We start from the raw sequence: 21,165 nt of genomic DNA on the forward strand, positions 1-21,165 counted from the left end.
AAAGGCATCTGCTTAACGCCCTCTCCCATAGGGAGAGGGACTGTGAGGTTAGCCCAAAGCCCTCACCCAAGCTGACACAACTTGAAAGGCATCTGCTTAACGCCCTCTCCCATAGGGAGAGGGACTGTGAGGTTTAAATATAGTAATATATTGGTTATGAAACAGATTAAAAAAGAGTTTTCCAGAACACTTAGAAAGGATTTAACCAAAGCTGAACGGTTTTTTTGGGAAGTCGTTCGTGAAAGGAAGCTGTTTAACCTTAAGTTCAGGCGTCAGTATGTTATCAAAGGCTTTATCCTCGATTTTTATTGTCATGAAATACTCCTCGGGATTGAAATCGATGGAAGTATCCATAATAAACAAAAAGAATACGACCAGGAAAGGCAAGCCATTATTGAATCAATGGGGGTCGCTATTTTTCGCTATACTAACAAGGAAATATTGAGCGACAAAGCCACCTTCAGAAAAAGGCTTAAATGTGACCTTTTTTCATATATTAAAGCTTTTCAAGATAAACCACCCCCTCTCCCTCCGGGAGAGGGCAGGCAACGATGACTAATCAAGTTGATCCCACTCGGGTGAGGGCCGGAGGCCAAGCTAACCACCCCCTCTCCCCCCGGGAGAGGGCCGTTAACGATAAGCCATGCAGTGGTTTTAACCTGGGTGAGGGTTCGGGAATCCCATGCAAGTTTTTTCCCCTATAATACGATATAATAAGTGTGAGGGAAGACTCTCGGTTGCCTGTACCGGTAGTTTTCGACGAGAAAAGACGATTTTTCAGCTCGCATTTTACAGGCTTGTATTGAGCTTGTCGAAATACGGGCTTTAGTTTTATTAAGGGGGAATCAACAAATGAATACATGGGGAGTTAACGGAGAAGGATCAGGGGTTCATTTAAACACCTGGAGTCGCACAGCTAATCACGGACCTGCTGTTGCCAAGATTGTAACTTTTGTTGATAATTTTAACATTCCCATATCTGTTGGCCAAGATAAATTTGAAAAAACCAATGACAGGCAAGGGCCCGCTACTCAAACCAGAGCAGTCGCTCAATCAATGGCCACCGCAACTTCGTCTATTTCAAGCTACAACGCAACTAATGTTACAGGCGCTTTAGATAGGCTAACCACGGCCCTCAATGGCACCTCAACCAGGTTTAATCTGGCATCAGTTAAGGCTAAATTGGCCGCAAAAGGCCTTTCACTTGAATCATTACATAGACTTGGCGTTCAACAGCCGCCCCTTTCCGGTGACGCTTTGATCGAAGCCGCTTTGAAAGAAGCCGGCTGTAATGCCAACGAGATATATGAGTGTCAAACAGATCAAACAAAACAAAGCCACACCACTGCTCTTGCCGAACTCGAAACCAAAGCTGCCGCTTATAAAGCTTTACTAGAAAGAACCGATCCCCCAGCCACCCAACAGGAACTTGATGCGGCCAAAATAGCCTATGAGACCGCTCTCACCGCTTTTCAAACCGCAACAAAAACAGGACCAACCTTTAACACCAACGACCTCCCCGACGCGCTAAAAACCAGATATAACACAGCTACTGCTAGCGTTACAACGGCAGATAGCACCAGAACCGCAAGGATTCAGGCAGAAACAAGAACCAGACAGGCACAAGTTCAACAGGAAAACAGAAACGCCAATTATAAAATAGAACAACTCAAAACCAATCCCTTGCCAGCAAATGCAATTAATCTTCAAGCCATTTCGTATAATTTACCGGCCAACCAGGTTGTATTAACCATCCACACCGCCAACCAAGGCGATGTATTAGTTTTGGCGGAGAAACAGGGAAATGGTTATAAGATCATCACCCAATCTCTGGCCAATGGTCAAGTTGTCTTAAATAGCCAGGGTCAGCCGACTGAAATCAGGGTCCAGCAAGGCGCTGGTCTGCTTGAATGGGTTGTCCGTGATACTCATTATCCAATAACCCAAGTTACACAACGGACCGCCAGACCCGCCCCTGACCAAACTCCAGGAACCTCAACCACCCCACGCCCCACTCCCCGTCCAATCGGGCTTAACGCCAATGGTCAACGCATTTGGCAGCAGCTTAGCGACCGGGGGATCACCGTTTCAGCGGCCAATGTCCGCCGGATCAATGATGGGACGATCAGCCGCGAAGACGCAGTCGCCCTGGGACTGGTTGGCGCGCAAGATGACAGGCAAGCTAACGTTTTTACCGCCTATAATAAGACCGATACCGACCAGGTTTGGGATACCAACGAACTGGGCCGCTACCTCGATGTCGTTAAGACCGTTTCTGAAAGATCGGGCCGACCGATTGGCGAGGTCCTGGAGACTTTCCGCAATACACGCTACCTGGTCACCGTCAACTTTGACCAGATCGGAACAACCCTTAGCGGGATCGGGACCGCCGGTTGGACCGGAGTTGTTTTGGGAAATCCCCCAACTCCAGAGGAAAGGTTAGCCGCCGCAAACACGGTCGCAGGGAACCTGTCCACTAAAGTTGAGACAAAGGTTCTCGAAGAGATTAAGAAACGGGTTGCCGCCGGGACCATCGCCAACCAAAGTCAGCTTGAACAATACCTTTTTAACGCCATGATGGGCTCCATGACCGGAATTTGCGCCGATTGGGGAGTCCCTGAACTGCAAGGAATAGTCAGCGCCTTTAAACCCCGCTCGGCGGAACAGACCGGCGAAGACCTGACCACCTGGATTAGGACCGGCAAATCGCCCGACGCCAGCGCGACGGGGACACAGGAAGGAGAAGGTTACCGCCGGGCAATGACCGCGCTTCAGGAAAGGGGCAGAACCTATAACGACGCAATCGCAATTTATAACACCGGCGAACACGCTTCCGTCCTAAAGGGAAATCCGCAAGCAATCGATTATATTGTTGATCTCGCCATTAAAGAAGGGAAATATACCGAATTAATCACCTTCCTTAACGGACAAACCTTGACTGCCGAACAAAAACGAGATATCTACCGGAAGATCGTCGAGAAACAAACCCAAAAAATCCAAGATATGCTTGGGGCTTCTCCTCCTAATATCAGCGGAGCTAAGACCGAATTAGAAAGCTTGAAGGCATTGGTAACCGCCATGGGAACGGAAGGAACAGGCCACCAGGGACAAATCCACTCGATCACCCTGACGATCGCCGGCCAGCTGGCGCAACGGAACACGGGGACTGACAGAGCAGACGCTTACGCCTTAATTGATGCTATTCCACCGGAGGCCGAATTCAATCATGGCAGAGACCAAAATGCGGTCGTCATTCACGGCCGGCTGGAAGCCCGGTTCTTCCTAGCCTCCTCAATTAAGGATAAACAACCAATGACCAATTTCCTGGCCAATCAACCGGCTGGGACCACAGCGACCCAAAGAGGCTACGCCCAGTATTATCTGGCAAAAGCCGGGGAATCACCGCGAACCAAACAAGAACTGGAAGCGACCCTCGAAATCTACAAAAAATCCGCCGAGGCGATCAAAGACGACACCTCAACGCAAGCCGATCAACTGCGCGCGAAATTAGAGGCTGAGATGCGCCAATTAATTGATCAATATCAACGCGACCATCAAACAGAATCGACGCATACGATGCAAGGACTCCGGGATAAATATATCAACAAAATGCCAAGACCCGGCGGCACCACCACCCCCTCAACGGGAGGAGGCGGCGGTGGGGGAACTCCGAGGTATCGATAACAGTTGAAAAAGATAAACAAAGTTTATTATAATCAATTATATATATTCTCAGCTTCTAAAGGTGAAAAATGGTAATTTATCCTAGTTATGATGGTTTTTATAGGGCAATCAATTGGATCACCAGAAAGCTATCTGATGACAACCCGCCAAACACTCCTTCAGTCACGGCAAACAACCCTGTCGCTTCCGTTTCGTCCCCACCAGTGGCTTCAACCGCACCAGCAAACAGCCATGAGGGGATCCTCTTCAACACAGAAACAGTCCAAATAACAAGATCCTTGCCAAATGGAGTATCAACAAATGAGAGCTGGCAAAACGGCGGAATTATCGGGCCAGGCGCACCCAATCCAACAGCAACAAAAGTATCTCCCGGTCTTATTGAAGGCGTTGATCCCAATGCTATACAAGGCTTAAGGACTAGACTACAAGCTGTTTATATTTCTCGATATGGACCGCAAGAAGGCCCCAATAAATTCGCACAACAACCTTGGAACATTAACTCCTTGCTTGAAGAGTATAAAGCAATCAAATTTTCCACAGAGGCTTGGGCCCAAACAGCCAGGCAAAACGGGACTTTTCAATTACTTGAAACAACAATAAAAACAATAAAAACGAATGCCGAAAAACCGGCAAATAACGCCAGCAACATTTTAGCAAGAATTAATAACGCACTAAGCTGGCTCCCCCCTATAAATCCTGCCCAATCATATTCTCGCGAAGCTTTTTTTAGAATGGTCGGTGATTTTGACGGAGCTATTCAAAATGGCATTGTTGCATTATATGGACCTGCTCATAGCGGAAAAATCAATGAACCATGGACTTTTGATCGGTTTATTGGCCTTTATGTTGACATTGTTGATCAACAAAATAACCCGGCAGAAAGAAGAAAAACTGAGGCTTTATTGCCAAAAATGCGTACAGCATTGGAGCGCTTATTACATATTCAGTCTGGCACAGCAGACACATTTTTCGCCCAATTCGGTAGTAATGAAACCCCTATCAAAAACGCTATCAGTTCATTATATGGGAGTTCCAGCACTGAAAAGATGAGAGAGGCCTGGACCTTAGATCGTTTTGTCGGACTTTATGTTGATGTTCTTGATCATCGCGAGGAACGATCAGAAAAGCAAAAGGCTGATACAGTAATTCCAATATATACCGCTATTTTTGCCGCAAGACTGCAAGACGCGGCACAACCACCGGCTACTCCTGAAAATAGCACTTCATTAGCACCATCAACTTCGGAGCAGTTTTTTGGGTCTTTTCCTTTTGGGGATACCCTTAAAACATATATTTCAGGTTTATATGGTCCAGCTGCTGAGCAAAAAATGAGCGAGCTTTGGACCATTGATCGTTTTACTGGCCTTTACTCTGATCTAGTCAGGAACCAAAACAACCCAGCAGACAAAGCCAAAATCGCCGCCACCCTCCCGCTAATGCGCCAGGGCCTCTTCCAGCTCCTGGTCAAAGCCCAGCCAGCGGCCGGCCAACCAGCTCCAACAGAACCAAACCCGGCGATCGCCCAAATAACTCCCCTCCTTAAGGTCGGTGAATTTGACGCGCCGACTTTCCAGGCGGTAGTGACCAATACCATTGTCGCGCTGACCACAGAGCACAAAAAAGACGGGACCCCGCCGTTTGACGCTAACAAAATTAAAGCCGACCCGCGCTATAAAGCGCTCCAGGCATTGATGGGGACCGACTCGTTCATGAACCCTGACTTTGCCAGGGAGGGGAACCCGGTTAGAACTATTATTGCCGGGTGGAAAGATAACACGGAGATCGGCCGCGGTTGTATCGCCATTTTAACCACCCTGTATTCAACAACTGCCGGTCAGCCATCTATAATCGACACAACCGCAAATCCAACAATGGTTGCTGACCTGGGAATTATGACCAATAATGCCGCCTCTGACGCCGCCTTGATCAATGCCGCTTCAGGGGTAACCGCCCCTACGGAGACACCGGCAGCCACAACGGCGCCAGCGCCAGGAACAGCTATTCCGCAAGGAACATTTATCAGGACCGATGTCAGCGGAACAACCTACGCGAGATCAGGCGAAAAGTTTTTTAAAGTAACCGAGAATAAGTGGGAAGAAGAGTATACGCCCGGTGCGCCAAAGCCAACTACCCCTTGCAACTCCCATACAAATCCAATTAGAGTGACCTATATTAATGGCCAAAGATATTTTGTGGCCAGAGCTGATAATGGCCGGGATTATGTGATAAATGATAATCAATGGACAAATTCACGAGTTGAACTTCGCCAACCAACCGCTGATCTTGATGCCGGAGCCGATGCTTCTTTAGCTCCAATAATTATCACTGAATAACCTTAAGCCCTCACCCATGTTTTAATTGCCTAATGGCTATCGCTCGACTCCCTCTCCCACAGGGAGAGGGACGTTAAGTATCACTAAAAGCTAAGAAAGAATGGGGGAAAGAAATTTCAGCATTGCTTCTTTTATTTTGATTGCTCCTCTTTGGGCTTCTTTCGCTTCTTCTTTTGAAACATTTGAAGGCCAATGAACAGGATACCGGGTCTCAATGTAATAATCCGTTAAAAGCTCGCATTCATTTGCCAGCGCTTCCAGTTCTGGTTCCTTTTCAACACAAAGCCGGAGTAATTCCGGAAGATCATGCGTCTTTTTGAATTCAAGGTTAAAAGCGACAATGTATGCCTTGAGATATTTTTCGGCCGCTTGTTGAAAATGAAAACATATTTGGGCGTAATAGGTTATGTCAGGATCGGCTAAAGTTTTTGAGGCAAACCCAAGATCTTCTTCCGCTTTCTCAACCCATTCCTGAACAAGCGTCTTATGAACCATAAAGCACTTTCCCCTGTTTTATGACCGCTTTGATAAATGGATCCCCCAATTCCTCGCGTTTTTTAAATTCCGCGGGACGATAGATAAGAAAATCAGCAGGGATTTTTTTTAAAATCAATTTCCTAAGTTCTCTCGCCCTCTCGCGGCCCAGAAAAGGAGTATCTTCCTTAATAACAATGAAATCAAGGTCGCTGTCTTTTTTAAAATCACCAGTCGCGGCGGAACCGAATAAAATAATTTTATTAGGCTTGTACTTTTCGATTATTTGCCTTGAAATATCATCGATCTGTTCTTTTATTGTTTCTGAAATCATTTAATGAAAATTATATCATTCAAGAGAACAGATCGCAAATTCAACCCGCGCCGGAGCCGATGCCTCTTTAACGCCAATAATTATCACTGAACAACCTTAAACCCTCACCCAAGTCTTTTGTTCGCTTTTAACGATGCCACACGTCCCTCTCCCTGTGGGAGAGGGAGTCGAGTTATAGCCATTAGGCAACGAAAACTTGGGTGAGGGTTTTGGCTTCCCTTTCAACCGGCAAGGGACAAGCCCTTGCCCTACATTTGGATATTAACAACCTGGGTGAGGGTTAACTATACTTCTTACGCAGTTCGATCAAGCCGGCCCGAAGCTGTTCTAGCGTCGATCTCTGTTCACGGGCCGGATGGGCCGCTTTATAGAGGCAATCAGCCAGATCGCGCGGAATATGTGGTGACGTAAACTCGGCATTGATCATTTGTTCTCGACGTTGTCTTAAGAAACCATTTTTTCCGTTGAGCAGTTCAACCAGGGTCAAACAGGTTGAAAAGACATCGGCCTTTTCATCGACTTTGTCTTGCTTAGTCTGTTCGGGCGAGGAAAACAACAATGTCGCCTTCTTCCCCTTTTCGCCTGACAAGACCGCCTGCCCAAAATCAATAATTTTGATCGCCCCCGTCTTGGCGTCATAAAATATATTCTCCGGCTTGATGTCGCCATGAACCATTTTTTCTTCTTTGATCATGATCAAGGCATCGCATATTTTTACCGCTATATCCAGGGCTTCGGCCAGCGGCAAGCGTTTTTTCTCTCTAAGAATATCAAAAAGGGTTTGTCCGCTGACTTTTTCAAATATTAAATAGGCATTACCGTCGTCCCCCTTTTTAACGCCATAAGACCTGGCAAGAGGAAAAGAAGTATCGGCAAAATTAACCATTCTGCCGAGATACGTTAGCTGATAGTTCGCGATAGCTTCGGCCTTAAGCGCCTCAAGGTTTGTCTTGATCTGTTTGGCGACCAGGCTAATCCCCGTTATTCTGTCGGTAACGTTAAATACTATCCCATTACCACCAGAACCGATCTCGCCACCTCGGACAAAACGACCCCCTATAATAACAGTTCGCCCCAGATTGGATAATGAATTACCCACCGGAGCCTGGCCCCTTCGATCGGTTCTTGCTATTTGCACTCCCATCTTACTTATTTATCGCTTAAAAACCCTCTAAACTTGCGGCCCCTCACCCAAGTCTTTCTTAACTTTTAGCGATGCCACACGTCCCTCTCCCTGTGGGAGAGGGAGTCGCGCGATAGCCATTAGGCAACGGAAACTTGGGTGAGGGGTTTCCCCCTTCCCCCCGCAAGTTTTTTGCTCTAAAATACGATAAATATATAGATGGAGACAAAGCGCTAGGCTGCCTGTTGCTTATCTTGTCTTTGTCGTTGTTAGTTGTCAGTTAATAAAACAGGCTTGTTCGTTCCGTCGACAAGTCTGTTTTTTTTAGGAGGAGACATGGGAGACGCCGAAGTTAGAGCATCCGTCAGCAGACCGAGCGCCCCGAGCGGACCAACCATTTTCGGCCCGGGTGGCCCCGCTCAAACTTTTAGCAGTGAACTCCCCGCGATTTACTCCGTCAATTACGCGGGGACCCTGGCCCAGGGAAATGTTTCTGACCAGGAAAAAGAAGACTGGCAAAAGCTCTTTGGCCGGCTTGGGATTACCGCCGCCATAAACCCGATCATGGGGCTGATGGCCGGCGGCGGAATTAACGCCCAGAGCCTGCAAACCTTAAGTCCGATCGATCGCGGCGCCGCGATCGTCTTCCTGCGGACCCTGGCGGGGGACGCCGGCTACACTTCACGTGTCTACTGCAACTGTTTTGACGATCTGGCCCCAATGCTCTCGACCTTAAAAGATAACATCAGTAAACTTGAGCCCGGCAAACGCCCTGGTTATTTGACCGCCGCCGATTGGGATCCCAACTCCAACACCATTTCGCTCAATTTGATCCGTTACTTGTTTTTAGAGTCTTCCAAACGGATCTCCTCTACCCGCGCCTTTAACGAGGGGCTCGCCCGCGGCACCCGGGTAATAGTCGACTACTCCACCCCGAACTCGCCTTTTGTCATTTCCCGCCAGCTTGACCGGGCGAGCAACCCGTCAATCACCTCTGATTTTGTCGATCCCCAGGGACAGGTCCACGAAATTCCCGATCCCGCCTCCCCACTGGGGGGCTTTCTGCGGACCGTGCTGACCGGCGTTGCCGGAGAGACTCTCTCCCCCGAAGCTTTCTCTGCCCGACTGACCGAATTCGGCGGCCGCGCTTATACCGGACAAATGCAGGAACTAAATGGCGTTATCGGCCGCCTTCCAGCTCCAGGCACTACCCGCGAACAGCAGGTGATCCGCCATACCGAAGCTCAAGTTGAATTAAAACGGCTCCACGATCAGGTTGAAGAAGAGCTGCGCGGCGCCAGCTTTAATGCCGCTATCCGCCGTTTTGCTTCAAACAAATTTACCGACCAGAGGGTCAGGGAGAGTTTTCTCTCAACTTTTAATTCACAGTCGACCTTTGAGAAGCTCTCTTTTCTTCTCCGCTATCGGACCGAAATCGTCGCCGCCAGCCCGTCGGGAGAAGAAGCGGGAGTAACTAATACATTTTCCCGTCTTGCCACCCTGCGCGGAGAGATCGTTACTTTTGGACGGACGCGGGCTCACCGGGTCTACAGTGAAGCGACCGGAAGCGGCTTTACCGTTGAACAACTTCAGGGGCAATTTCATTCCCCTCTTTTCCAGGCTCAATTCAGCGGTTTAACCCAGGACTATCAAAGCGAATGGGGAGAAATAAACGTCGTCGAGAGGATGATGGCGGAAGCCTCAACCAGGCTTCCCGGTAAATTTGAGGTCGATTCCACCAAAGAATTGATGGTCAAATTTATCCGGACCGCCAGCCTGATCCCAAATTCCGGGATCACCATGCATTCAGCGTTCGCGCGCTGGGAGTCACTTTCTATTCCGGAAAAGATCGCCCTCCTCCGTCAGACGCAGACCACCATTCAGTCGGCATCGCAGAGAAGCCCCGGCTTTTTCCGCGATTTTGGCCTTTACGCCTACGGCGCCGAAAGCGGTTTAATTGACAATGGCCAAACCCTCCCCCGCTTTGCCGAACTTAGGGTCAGCCTGGAAAACCTGGAAAAAGATCTCAAAGAAGGCCGGGCCACCTTGACCCGCCTGGACAAACGGGCTTACTACCTGGAGCAAAAAGCGGTCACCCGGAACGGCCGTCTTGAAAATGTGGTCCTTGCCGCGGTCAGCGCCGAGGTGCCGCGTGAAGCGCTCGCCTCCGTCGGCCGGTACCTGACCTCGACCCTCCACCTGGCGATCTTTGGGAACGAAGCGGGACGTTTGAGCCAGGAATTAAATTCCGTTACCTCCCATTTGGGAGGGTCAACCAAGTCTTTGTCAGAACTAGCCAAAGAGTTGGAAAGAATCAGAAAAGAAAGAAAAGATCAGGGAGATCCAAATTGGGAAAGTTGGCTCCCTCCCGGGAACGCGATCGCGGTCAGGATACTGGACCGGGCGCTCCGGGCGGACAATGCCTTGCGCCAGCGGCTGGGAGATCAGTATACCCCGCCTGCCACGGCCACTCCTCTGCTTGAGCGGATCAGTCTGGTATTTAAGCGATATCGGGAAGTTTTTGCCCACAACCAGGATGGGGAGATCAAGCCAGATCAGCCAATCAACCAACAGCTTCTCCCGGGGGTCACCTGGGAGAGCCTGGTCAACATTGAGATCGCCGTCGATGGGAACAAACCGGCGGAAGCGGCGGCCGCATATTTGAGGTCGGCCGGCACTCTTGACCGGAACACGATCACCACGTTTAACGCCCTCCGGACAGCGCGCACGACCCGCTCCCTTTCTCCTGAAGAGATCGCCAGCCGGCGGCTTTCGACCGAAGCGCCGCTCATCCGCTCCTTCCTTGACTCCCAGGAACAGCTCAACGCCATGATGGCCCGCGCCCTGCAGGATTATGGAGCAGGGAGCAAGGTCAGCTTAAACCAGGCTTTGTCGATCTACAGGGATTTTACCAGCGGCAAATATTCGATCGCTGTCTTCCGCCAACAAACCACCGGGGCTCAGGAACAGTATTTCCTCTTTGAACCAGCCACCGGCGCCCGCCGGGCGCTGACCAATGACGCCCCCGAGCTGATAGTTGCCAAATCGATGCTCCGTTTTGCCACTCCCAGCTTTGGCCAAACAACTAAGCCAACTTTGGGCACTTTTGGCAACAACAGTTCAGACTCTCTGATCTCGGCCACCGGAAATCCGGCCCTTAGAACCCAGGAAAAAGACCCGGGGGAAGAAGTCGCCTTCCGTTTGTCTGACTATCTCTACTCCAATACCGATACCAACCAGGATTTTGACCTTTCCAGCCGGGACTACAACACAGCGGTCGGTCAACTCCGGACCGCGCTGGAAGCGGCCCCTCTTAATAAACAATTTGTTCAGGCCCTCCTCCAGGAGCTTGGTCAACGCTCTCAAAGCAATCCGGCCAACCTTAGACGGGAAACAATTTCGTTACTGGCCGGAACAACGGAAGAGGCTTTTATGGAGGTTTTGCGCGATCCAACGCTACGTCAAGACCTGCAGGCGAACCTTCCTTCCGCTGTTAACAAGGTCGCGGAAAGGTTCAAAGCTTTGCTGGTCAGAAGACAAACCGCTTTATTGGAAAATATTGTCAGGAGTTTAAAAAACCAAATTGATTCAAACCCGGAACTTGGCAATAAGCCGGAACTCCAGGCGGTTTTAACCAAGCTTAACGCGTTGATCGCAAAAAACCGTGAAATTGTGGAAAAACAGGCTGCATATATAAAAGAAAAACTAATTATCGTCGTCTCCCAGCTTTTTCAGAACCCCAGCCTCCCTATCGGCCAGCTCTTTGCTCAGGGCAATACGCCACAACCGCAACTACTCGCCAATATCCAGCAGATCGTCAGCGGTATTTTACGGCAAATTACTACCGGTTATAAACCGGGGGAATGGAACAGAACAGGCCAGCCTTCGGGAAGCACCGTACAAAACTGGACCATTATCGGCTCGACTGAATTTGCCAATGCCGCCAAGATCGGGATCAACTCGGTCGCTTCGATCGAGTCCCCCAGGACAGATGGTCCGGTCTCGACCGGAAGCATGACTTATATCAGCCAGTACGACGTTAATATCTGGAAAGATTACAATGAATTCGCCGATTTCAACGGAGGAGAACCGATCGCCGCCTACCGGGTCGGGATATATGCTCTTCTCCGGCAAAAAGGGCTCAACGCCCACAACCCTGTTGAAGAAAACGGTTTGATCCGGGCGCAAATCACCGCCCAGGACATAGAAGACCAGATCTATATTTCTACCGCTGAAAACTTTAATTATCTGGGGACCAAGCGCAACCTATCTTCCGACCAGGTCGCCACTCTCCAGCGTGTCTCTTCCCTTTTACGGGAAAACAAGACCGCCATTCACTTTCTCGATATTGACGAGCAACGGATCAACGACCCTAACTATCGGCGGCAAGTCCTTGATCGGATCTTTGTCGCTCCCGGGGTCGACAATCCAGACGCGGTCAAAGAAGACGTTCTGGCAACCATTCTCATTTGCCGTAGTTTTGTCCGGACCATTGACAGCTTGGCCGAGCAGGCGGAAGACGGCCGGACCCAGCTTATTAGCGTGATCAGATCGGAAGGACGGACCGATCTGAATGGTTTTTCCACTTCGATGCAGACCTTTGGCCGCGACCTTTGGAGCCGCCTGGCCGAATACGAACAGACCGGGAGCCGCCGGTCGATCAGCAACGTCGACGACTCCTTGATCCTCTCTTTAAAAGAAGATTTTTACGCTAATGACATTGATCACTTACGAAGTAACCCGGCCGAGGTCAGCGCAGAGAGGAGCCGGTTCCTAACTTCCGGCCAGATCGACAAAGATTTCCTTATACACTTGATCGACAACTACGGCCCTCTTTTTGGCTCATCCCTGATGCAGATATCGATCGGCGCCCTCCCCGCCCCGATCGACGCGACCGACCATACCGCCATGATCAACCGAAACCCGCTGCTCACCGGTATCATGGGAGACCGACAGCAACGGCTGGCAGTTTTGCGTAATTATATCGCCAGCCGGCCCGACGTCAGCTGGGGGACCCTTAACGTTACCGCCGCCGACGATCGGGAGACCGCCCTGGTCAAATTCCTGGTCCAGGCTGTTGTCCGCTTTTGCAAACCGGAAAATAAACGGGCGGCCGATGCCGGCTGGCTTAGCAATCAGATGTCGGCCAACGCCATCCCATTCCGCCAGTTCAATACCGAATCGGTCCTCGACCGGGCAGCCCAACCTCTCGCTCGTATGATCAAAGCCGACCTTCTCCAGCGTGGAGCGGCAAACGGCGGGATCGCTTGGCAGGAAGGAGTACGGCTCGACGACACCAAGCTGAACGCCAACGTCTTGAACAGCGTTGCCAATATTTTTGAAAGATTTATCACCGAACTGCTGGAAAAGGACCCTGACTCCCCGCAACAGCAAGGGATCCTTTTAGCGATAGACCAGACCCATTTTACTTTCCCGCCAGGCGTCACTTCAACCGCTGACAAAATTACCCATCTCCGGACATACGTAACCGCCCTGCGGCAGCAGGTCAATACCGGACAGGGGATAGATTTTAATCCAACGACGGTCCGATTTAGCCGCAACCCGGTCCAGGAAGCGGTCAACGTTTACATCAACACTGTTCTCCCCCTCATGGGGATGGTCTCCAGCGAGACCGGTGAAGGGGGGATCAACTTTGCCCTGGCTATCAGGCAAGCGGTGACCGAAGCGACCGGGAGATCAAAAACAACCGGCGATGCGGTTGAGCTCAAGGTCTTGAACTTCTCATCCGGGGAAGAAACTCTGCACGCCACCAGCGCCTTTTCCCATGTCCCGACCAAGACCGGCGGACTGCTTGATGATATTTTTGACCAGATGACCGGCGAGACCGGCCGGCCGCTCTCTGCCAGGCCAAAACTTTTTGGACGTGATGTTAACCGTTGGCTGGACCGGAACGCCCCGGGAAGCCGCCTGGCTAATGCCTCCCTGGATACCGCTGACACTGCTGCCAAGATTTTACAAACAGTTGTTTTCTTTAGGGGGTTAAATCATGAATCAGCTTTATTGAATCGAATTCCCTTTACTAATATTGAACATAATCTTGGCCTTAGATTAAGAGAAGGGTTAGGCAGGGTCCATGCCAGTAAAATCGGCGCCGCCGCTTTTGCCGCCGGGATGCTAAGCAATAGCCGAGAAGGAGACTATCTCCTGGCTGGCGGTTACGGTCTTTCGCTTTTGGCCGGCTCCTCCGCCCAAAGAATGTCGATCATCTGGCTGACCCAGGGGACCGGCTTCTGGACCGGCCTTGGCCGGCTTGGGTCGGACGCGCTTGCCGGCGACCCCTACCTCGGTGAAAATGCCAGGACTTTTGCTTACAAGCAAGCGACCGCGGTTGTCGACCTGGTCGGGCCGTTCTTTCCCCCTGTCTTGCTCGCCCAGGTCCTGAAAAATGTTTATGACGGCAACTACGACGACGCCATCGCCAACGCGGTTGCCTTCTCCGCCACCGGGATGATGCAAGACTCCTTCGCGGAAACTTATACCTTTACCAGAGGGACGGTTAGAGGCTTTGTTAGCCCGGTCATTGACGCCTTTATTAAGATCTGCCAATTGCTGAAACGGAATCCCGGCTCAAACGCCGAAGGAGCAGGGGCGTTTCGGCAGGCGCTTTTTGAGCGCTACCAGATGGCGGAAGCGGCCAAAGAGTTCTCGATCAATCCAACCAGAGAAACAATGGGAGAGATCATTAATCGCGCTGGACGGGCCCCGACCAGTCGTCTCGGCCGTTACATGAGAAGCTCCGGCGGAACGAGGATCGCCGAAGCATGGAACCGGACCCTTGCTTATAACTTCGAAAATTTCCAGGAAATCCTCCTCTCTCCCCGCCAATTTGCATATCGGGTGGGCCGCGGAGCAGTTGAAGTATTTCGCCTCCATAATCCGGAAAGAATGAAAGCGGCCATGGGAAGAAATTGGAATGCGACCCAGACCCAAATGCATGAGCGGATCGCTTATATGACCGAACACGCGGTTAACCATCCAACAGAAAGAATTAACCTGGAAATTGAGATAAATGGAAGCCGCCCAACCGCCCGGCAAGGGACCCTCGCTTACGAAGTTCAAGCCCTTGATTTTGGTCCGGTTGATCTGGAAATGTACGGGCACGAGTATGCCGCGACCGTGGAAGAGAGGATCAATTATGAAGAAATGATCTCCCGCGCTTCCAATGGGATCCACCGCCGGGCCTACGCGCAAATTGACACTTATTACCGCGAAAAAGCGGCCAATCTGGTCGGCAGGATGAGCTCCGACCTTAAGGCGGACATTGCCCAACGGCACAACATCCCGCTTGCGGAGATCGACAGCAAGTTGACCTCGGAAGTCGCTCACCATCTGGCCAACCAGGTCGGCGACCAGTCGATCCGCGCCCTCTCCTACGGGGAAGGGGCAATTTCCGGCAGGGAAATAAGCCATTTCGGCCGGGCCCGGGTCCATCTTCAGCCGACCATGGAGAGCAGTTGGTTTAGCACCTTGATTCAAGACACCAATCGGCTAACCTCGTTTGCCCGGCTTGACGACGGCGCTTTTGCCAGAGAAGCGATAAAACCGGAAAACAGGCTTTTCTTGCAAGATAACGGGATCGATTGCGACCTCCTGACCCCTCCAGATGCCCGAGCCAAAATTATCGAGCTCTCCCGACATCATCTAAACAGCGCCGCCCGAGCTATGGATGGCCACTCCGATTGGCGCGCTTATTGGGAGCAGGTTGAGGGAGGAAAAAACCTGCAAGGTGAGATCGATAATTTGAATTCCGCCATTGAAATATTTAACCAAACTCGTCCGCCCGGAGAGCATATTACTCCAGTCAGTGTCAGGGAGACCGCTTTTGGCCGTTCGCTTGATCGGGTCAAGGCGGCCGGACGAGCGGCGAAAAAAACAGGTGTTCATTTTGCCTCAACTATGATCGCCGCTCTTCTCGCAGAAGAAGTCCTTAAACGCATGGGGGTCAAAAACCCGGCCGCGCTCCAGCTTGGCGGCATTACCACCGCCCAACTTGCCGAATGGCGGGTCCGCCGCGGCGGATTAACTACTATCGCCAGAATGAGCCAAACATCGGCCGGACGAGCGGAGCTGATGAAAGACATGAGAGGAACGATCGCCTCGATCGGCTACACCTATCTTGCCGCCGGGCTTTATAACGGTATTCTCAATGCCGCCGGCGTCAGGAATGATTCGTTCATGCGCGGCCATGTCGCCCAGCTGGCGGCAAGTTTGGCCGGCGCGCACTTAATTGGGGGAACAATAACATCAATGCACGAAGAGGCTCTTCTTGGCAGGGCAATGATCCAAGGAGGGCTTAGAGCTACACCGGGAGCAGTAGCCGGAGTCAGGGCTATGTCCTGGGGCTCTGCTTCGTTAGCCGCCCTTGCCATCTTCCAGGTTATCAACGATGTCGGTCTGGTTTCGGTCTATGGCGAGCAGGAGCTTGGTTTCCGCCTGCAGGTCCATGAAGAAGGGATGAACGCGGTCGCCCGTTCAGTTTTAAATGGCAGCACAGCTAACGCGATTGTTGGCTGCGCTATTCTCGGCTTCCTCTCTCTCCCGATGTTTGACAAACTTGGCGCCATCGCTGTCTCCCGGGGAGAAGTCAAGGTCAAAGCGGAAGAATACCTTAAGACCATCTCCCAGATGCGAGAAGGGACCAGAGCCCAGCTCCTGATGCGCTGGATGGGGGGAGAAGACGGGAAGGTCCTCAATTACGACGGATCGGCGCGCGACGCCTCTTTCTTCCAGGGAGTTGACCTTCCTTTTGGCGATCTGGCAACTGCCCTGCGGACCAGGGTCGAGTTTCCCACTACTTACCGCGTCCGGGCGCATGACATCTCAGACGGCGCCAGCGGGGTCCCCACTGATCCCGCGATGTCCGAACAGGAGCTCCCTTATCCGGAGGGAGATATCCACCTGGACGAAGCCAGGGCGTATCAATTCCTTAGGGATAACGCCGGCAAACTGGAATACGCGGGGGCGCACCAAAGCAGGTTAACCGAAGCTATCGGTCGGCAATTCCCCCGGATTGACATGCAAAACTTTATGCAAAGGGTTTCAATAAAACAAATGCAGGACGAGATCGCCAGCCTGGTTTCCAGCGACACCCAGGAAGCGGAAGATATTGCCGGCCGGACCGATAATCACGACCTGCGCGCCGCTTTTAACAGCGACGGGACTCTGAAAGAGGGAGCGGAAGCCGAAACCGGCCTCTCCGCCTGGCTCTTTAACGGCAAACCGCGGGAGTTCCAAATGGCGATCGTGCGTGACCGGCAGATGCGGCGTTTCAGCGCTCTTTTAGGCGGCGAAACACCGACCCAAGCCGATATTACTCTTGGTTTTGCCACCGCTGACGGCCAGATCAACACCAACCACGAGTTATATCTGCCGTTCCAGCGGCAAATGACCGACACCATGGGGGAAATGGTCAGATTTGCGCAATTGATGGACGGTTCAATCCGGCCGACCCAGGCGGACAAAGATGCCGGCTTAGTTTCAGCCAACGGACGGATCAACCAACAGCATCCGTATTACACCTTGCTTAGCCGGGCGCAACAAACATAAATATTGGGTGGGGATGGCGGAAAACAGGCCCGTCATACCCCGCCCTTTTTATTTTCTTTCGGCCGGCAAAGTCAAATTGACAACCGAGATTTTGTCGGATAAAATCATAAAAATGCCTGACATTTTCACTAAAGTTGACTACAAAAAAATCGCCGCGCGGCTCCTGGGTGAATGGGATGGTTTCGGGCTCCCCAAAGCTGACCTCTCCAAACTCGAACTCAAGATCATGCCTTTTCGCAAGATCGGCCTCCACTCGCTCCTGACCTTCATGGTTTTCTGCGAAGGCAAGCCCCTCCTGGTCATGAAGTTCCCTCGCTACCGTGAAGGGCGCCTGGCATTCTCCGGCCTGCGGAATGAAGCGGCTATGCTGGAAAAAGCGAAGATTCCGGAGCTTTTTAAACTGCTGGAAATTGACGGGGCGCCGGTCCTCCTGATGCGGGCGTATGAAGGAAAAATGCTCCACCATTTTCTTGACACCGAAGAAGAGCTGGAGAAGCTGGCAGGATTTTTACGGCAAGGCGTCGATCTGTTGATCGAGCTAAGTCTTAAAACAAAAGACCGGTCAATTAAGATCAACGAAGATTTCATTGAAAGACATCTGCTCGTCCCCGCCCGGGAAGCTTTAGAATATTTCTCCGACCAGATCGCCCCTCTGCAGGAGCACCTCAACACTTTCTTGTCTAACAATCAGGCGGCGTTCGGCCTTGAGGCCCCATTGCTCCTGACCCACCATGAGTTCAATCCCTGGAACATCCTGGTCGACCCGGAAGAGAAGCTGGTCCTCCTGGATTGGGAAGATGCCGAAACCTCCGGGCTCCCCTTTCTTGATCTCTACAACTTTTTTACGGTCGCCTTCCGGATTATGTATTATGGTGAAACCAGTAAAACGCAAAGTCGTTCTCCGGAGCAAAAACAAGCCCGCAAAGAGCTTCTTCTGCGGGAATTCAGAGCCGCCGCTCAAAAATACTGCCAGGCGCTCGGCTGTTCTGAAAAACTGCTCGATATTTTTTATCTCACTTTCGCTCTCAAACAAACAACCTTCTTCCTGAACGAGAAGCGGCATGATATCAATTACGCCTCCTCCTGGCTCGCCCTATTGGCCGGCGCCCCTCTGGAAAATTGTTTTATCGATCACGTTGTTAAGGAAGGTCAATGAAAAACCGTGATCTAACCAAGGCGAACTTTGACAGCGACGCTCGAAGCTTTGACGAAAGGATATTAAAGCACGTTCCGGGCTATCTTGATATGCACGAAGCCCTCCTCCGTTTTATCCCATTTCAGGGGAATGAATCATTTACCCTGCTTGACCTTGGGATCGGGACCGGCAACCTGGCAAAAAAAGTGCTGGAGCGTTTTCCCGGCGCCAGGGTAACCGGGGTCGATTTTTCCGAACAGATGATCAATATCTGCCGGGAGCGTCTCGCCCGGTTCGCCGATCGACTGACCCTGATCAACATGGGCTTTGACCGCGAGCTTCCTCCCGGGAAGCACAACGTGGTCACCATGAACCTCTCTCTCCATCACCTGGAAAATCGGGAAAAAGAGCGGCTGATCAAACAGGTCTCGGGACGGATCATTAAACCCGGAGCCTTGCTTATCGGTGACCTGGTCAAGTCAAGGTCAAAAAGAATAACCGATGTCTACATGAACATCTGGAAAGAGAACATGCGCTCCCACGGCTTTTCCGAAGAGTATATCGAAAAGAGCTACGAAAAGAAGAAATACGAGACCGAAGACATCCCCGCCCCGGTCGAAGACCACCTTTACTGGCTGAAAAAAGCCGGCTTCGACGAAGTCGAGCTGTTTTGGAAGCGCTTCCATTTTGCCGCCTTCGGCGGTTTCAAGGGGATCAAGTAATTGGATCGCCCATTCCCCCCTCTTTTTGACCCGACCGACGATACCCCGAATTATTTATTATGGCGCTCGATCGTTTTAGCCTTTTTTGAAAACTTCAAGTTCAACTATGTCTCCTTAGGCGCCCTGCCCAGGCCGGAATCAGCGGACGAAGTCCACCCAACTCAAATTTTAGAGAGCCTCCCCTACTACCAACCGCGAGATTACTACTTCGGGGAAAAAAACCATGTCCACTTCAACGAATTCATGGCTTACGGCCTCCCCCTCACCGATTATCCCATGGACGGATTAACCGCGCCCCATCACTTTACGCTTGAACAGTACACCTTTATCTGGCGAACCCCACTCCTGTCGATCAGCAATTGGGACGAAACTTTTCCTTTGATCTTTTCGACCGAACACAATTTTTTTCTGGAAAGCTGTAACGCCACTTTTTTGGCCGATCCTGAATATCTGCGGGAACAAAAATACCCGATCCTGGTCCCGGAACACGGCAAATACTTCACTAAAAAGTTTTTTGAGGATCATGGGCTCCCTCTCTCGCTACTACGCCAAAACTTCGCCCTCCCGGGCTTAAATTTCTGCCTAAAAATATTCCAGGAATCAGTTCTGATCATGGGGGGGCTTACCGAGATTTTCGGACCGTCAAAAGATGGCCGGATCGACTTTCTGCTTAAACACTGGGACTATCCTAACGGGAAAAACCTGGCGGGCTTATCCCCATACCGATTAAACATCCTCGCCTTTCTCTACCTTAGTCTTCACCCGGCGGCGACCGTCCTTTGTTACGGGCTTTACCGGAATAAATACGGTCTGGCAACCGATAAACGTTCCGCTTTTTACGTGAGGACCGACCGGGGATTGATCGCCCTGAAAGATTACTTAAAAGAGCTAGTCAACGCGTATATCGCTGAAATAAACGCCTCTCTCAAGAGCGGGGCTGATCAGGAAGAGGCCAGAGAGCTAATCTCCGCCGCCCTGGATCTGGCTAGGATGTTCGGGGTCGGTTACAAAACGGAAGATAAGAAAGGTGAAAATCCACATATCAACGTGCCGGTCGATTTTACCCCAATCGATTTGAACCCGGCATTAAAGGAGATAAATTTTGTGGTCGAACACGCGCCAACCAGCCCCCTTTGGCGGATTTTTTATGATTTCTGCGGCGAATGGTGGAACAAAGAAGAGATTGACCAGGTACTTTCCGGCAAAGGTCCCCACTGGGAAAGATTAAAAAAACAACCGAGGTCGGTGGCGGTTAGAACGTTCAATAAGCTCGCGGCTGTTTTTTGGCGGGAAAATATTGGCCGGTTAAAATTGGCGCCCAAGACTCTTTCCGCGATAAAAGAGACCTGCCGGAATATTTTAGATCAATAGGTCCCGGGAGACAAAGGGGCGGCCCCTCCACCCTGACCCACCGCTCCCTGACGGCGCATTTCATCGTCAATTTGTTGCCGCAAGACAAGCAGTTTCGCGTAAACCTTTTGGCCGAATTCGGTGTTTTTTAATCCGCTTTTTTCCAGGTTTTCAATCAAACTGTTGACTTTAGAGCTAAGTCTGCCTATATTGCTCCTGATCTCGGTCAACTTCTTCTCATCAAGCACCGTGCTAAGCTTCGCCAGCTCCTTTTCCATTTCCGCTAATTGCTGGACAAAAGTATCGGTGATCTTATTGCTTGCTTCCAGATAAGAATCGACCAGGCGAAAAAATGAATTCAGCTGTTCTTCGGCTTGACTGGTCCCAAAAGCCCCTAATCCTCCGCCACCTATCCCGCTAATATCAATATTTCCCATATAAAA

Annotated in this window: 11 protein-coding genes; 7 read left to right on the forward strand and 4 right to left on the reverse strand. The window is 51.0% G+C overall.

What is annotated here, in order from left to right; translation table 11 throughout:
* The first annotated feature begins 156 nt into the window (after positions 1-156).
* From KKF06_04130 to KKF06_04140, 3 genes are all read left to right on the forward strand, one after another.
* Positions 157-555, forward strand: a complete 399-nt coding sequence (locus KKF06_04130) for an endonuclease domain-containing protein (protein MBU1616956.1) — start codon at positions 157-159, stop codon at positions 553-555.
* A gap of 627 nt (positions 556-1,182) precedes the next feature.
* Positions 1,183-3,684 (forward strand): hypothetical protein, encoded by a 2,502-nt coding sequence (locus tag KKF06_04135; protein MBU1616957.1) that lies wholly within the window; start codon positions 1,183-1,185, stop codon positions 3,682-3,684.
* 911 nt (positions 3,685-4,595) lie between these two features.
* Positions 4,596-6,017, forward strand: a complete 1,422-nt coding sequence (locus KKF06_04140; GenBank protein ID MBU1616958.1) for a hypothetical protein — start codon at positions 4,596-4,598, stop codon at positions 6,015-6,017.
* 90 nt (positions 6,018-6,107) lie between these two features.
* Here KKF06_04140 and KKF06_04145 read toward each other — a convergent pair whose 3' ends face one another.
* The 3 genes from KKF06_04145 to KKF06_04155 all read right to left on the reverse strand — a co-directional run bounded on the left by KKF06_04145 (position 6,108) and on the right by KKF06_04155 (position 7,969).
* Positions 6,108-6,512: a HEPN domain-containing protein gene (locus KKF06_04145; GenBank protein ID MBU1616959.1), complete on the reverse strand. Its 405-nt coding sequence runs from the start codon at positions 6,510-6,512 to the stop codon at positions 6,108-6,110.
* Entirely contained in the window at positions 6,502-6,825 is a 324-nt protein-coding gene (locus KKF06_04150; protein ID MBU1616960.1) for a nucleotidyltransferase domain-containing protein, read from the reverse strand. The genes KKF06_04145 and KKF06_04150 overlap by 11 nt, the downstream gene beginning before the upstream one ends.
* A gap of 280 nt (positions 6,826-7,105) precedes the next feature.
* Positions 7,106-7,969, reverse strand: coding sequence for a protein kinase (locus KKF06_04155; protein ID MBU1616961.1), 864 nt, complete (start codon positions 7,967-7,969; stop codon positions 7,106-7,108).
* A 315-nt stretch (positions 7,970-8,284) separates the two neighbouring features.
* Here KKF06_04155 and KKF06_04160 point away from each other — a divergent pair, with 315 nt between their 5' ends.
* The 4 genes from KKF06_04160 (at position 8,285) to KKF06_04175 (ending at position 20,743) form a co-directional block, all read left to right on the forward strand.
* On the forward strand, positions 8,285-17,515 hold the full coding sequence (locus tag KKF06_04160) for a hypothetical protein (GenBank protein MBU1616962.1): 9,231 nt from the start codon (positions 8,285-8,287) through the stop codon (positions 17,513-17,515).
* Positions 17,516-17,627: 112 nt separating this feature from the next.
* Complete coding sequence (locus KKF06_04165) at positions 17,628-18,671, forward strand: aminoglycoside phosphotransferase family protein (GenBank protein ID MBU1616963.1); 1,044 nt, start codon at positions 17,628-17,630, stop codon at positions 18,669-18,671.
* Positions 18,668-19,372 (forward strand): methyltransferase domain-containing protein, encoded by a 705-nt coding sequence (locus tag KKF06_04170; GenBank protein ID MBU1616964.1) that lies wholly within the window; start codon positions 18,668-18,670, stop codon positions 19,370-19,372. Before KKF06_04165 ends, KKF06_04170 begins: the two co-directional genes overlap by 4 nt.
* Entirely contained in the window at positions 19,373-20,743 is a 1,371-nt protein-coding gene (locus KKF06_04175; protein MBU1616965.1) for a hypothetical protein, read from the forward strand.
* On the opposite strand, the gene KKF06_04180 is transcribed toward KKF06_04175, so the two are convergent.
* A complete protein-coding gene (locus KKF06_04180; protein ID MBU1616966.1) occupies positions 20,737-21,159 on the reverse strand; it encodes a hypothetical protein in 423 nt (140 codons plus the stop codon). The two genes, KKF06_04175 and KKF06_04180, sit on opposite strands and share 7 nt — an antisense overlap.
* Positions 21,160-21,165 lie beyond the last annotated feature (6 nt).

The sequence above is a fragment of the Candidatus Margulisiibacteriota bacterium genome (assembly GCA_018822365.1).
Taxonomy (GTDB): Bacteria; Margulisbacteria; WOR-1; order O2-12-FULL-45-9; family XYB2-FULL-48-7; genus XYB2-FULL-45-9.

Excerpts from the sequence above, each read along its gene's own strand:
- KKF06_04130 (MBU1616956.1), top strand. The coding sequence starts at position 157 with ATGAAACAGATTAAAAAAGAGTTTTCCAGAACACTTAGAAAGGATTTA.
- KKF06_04140 (MBU1616958.1), top strand. The coding sequence starts at position 4,596 with ATGCGTACAGCATTGGAGCGCTTATTACATATTCAGTCTGGCACAGCA.
- KKF06_04145 (MBU1616959.1), bottom strand. The coding sequence starts at position 6,512 with ATGGTTCATAAGACGCTTGTTCAGGAATGGGTTGAGAAAGCGGAAGAA.
- KKF06_04150 (MBU1616960.1), bottom strand. The coding sequence starts at position 6,825 with ATGATTTCAGAAACAATAAAAGAACAGATCGATGATATTTCAAGGCAA.
- KKF06_04155 (MBU1616961.1), bottom strand. The coding sequence starts at position 7,969 with ATGGGAGTGCAAATAGCAAGAACCGATCGAAGGGGCCAGGCTCCGGTG.
- KKF06_04160 (MBU1616962.1), top strand. The coding sequence starts at position 8,285 with ATGGGAGACGCCGAAGTTAGAGCATCCGTCAGCAGACCGAGCGCCCCG.
- KKF06_04165 (MBU1616963.1), top strand. The coding sequence starts at position 17,628 with ATGCCTGACATTTTCACTAAAGTTGACTACAAAAAAATCGCCGCGCGG.
- KKF06_04170 (MBU1616964.1), top strand. The coding sequence starts at position 18,668 with ATGAAAAACCGTGATCTAACCAAGGCGAACTTTGACAGCGACGCTCGA.
- KKF06_04180 (MBU1616966.1), bottom strand. The coding sequence starts at position 21,159 with ATGGGAAATATTGATATTAGCGGGATAGGTGGCGGAGGATTAGGGGCT.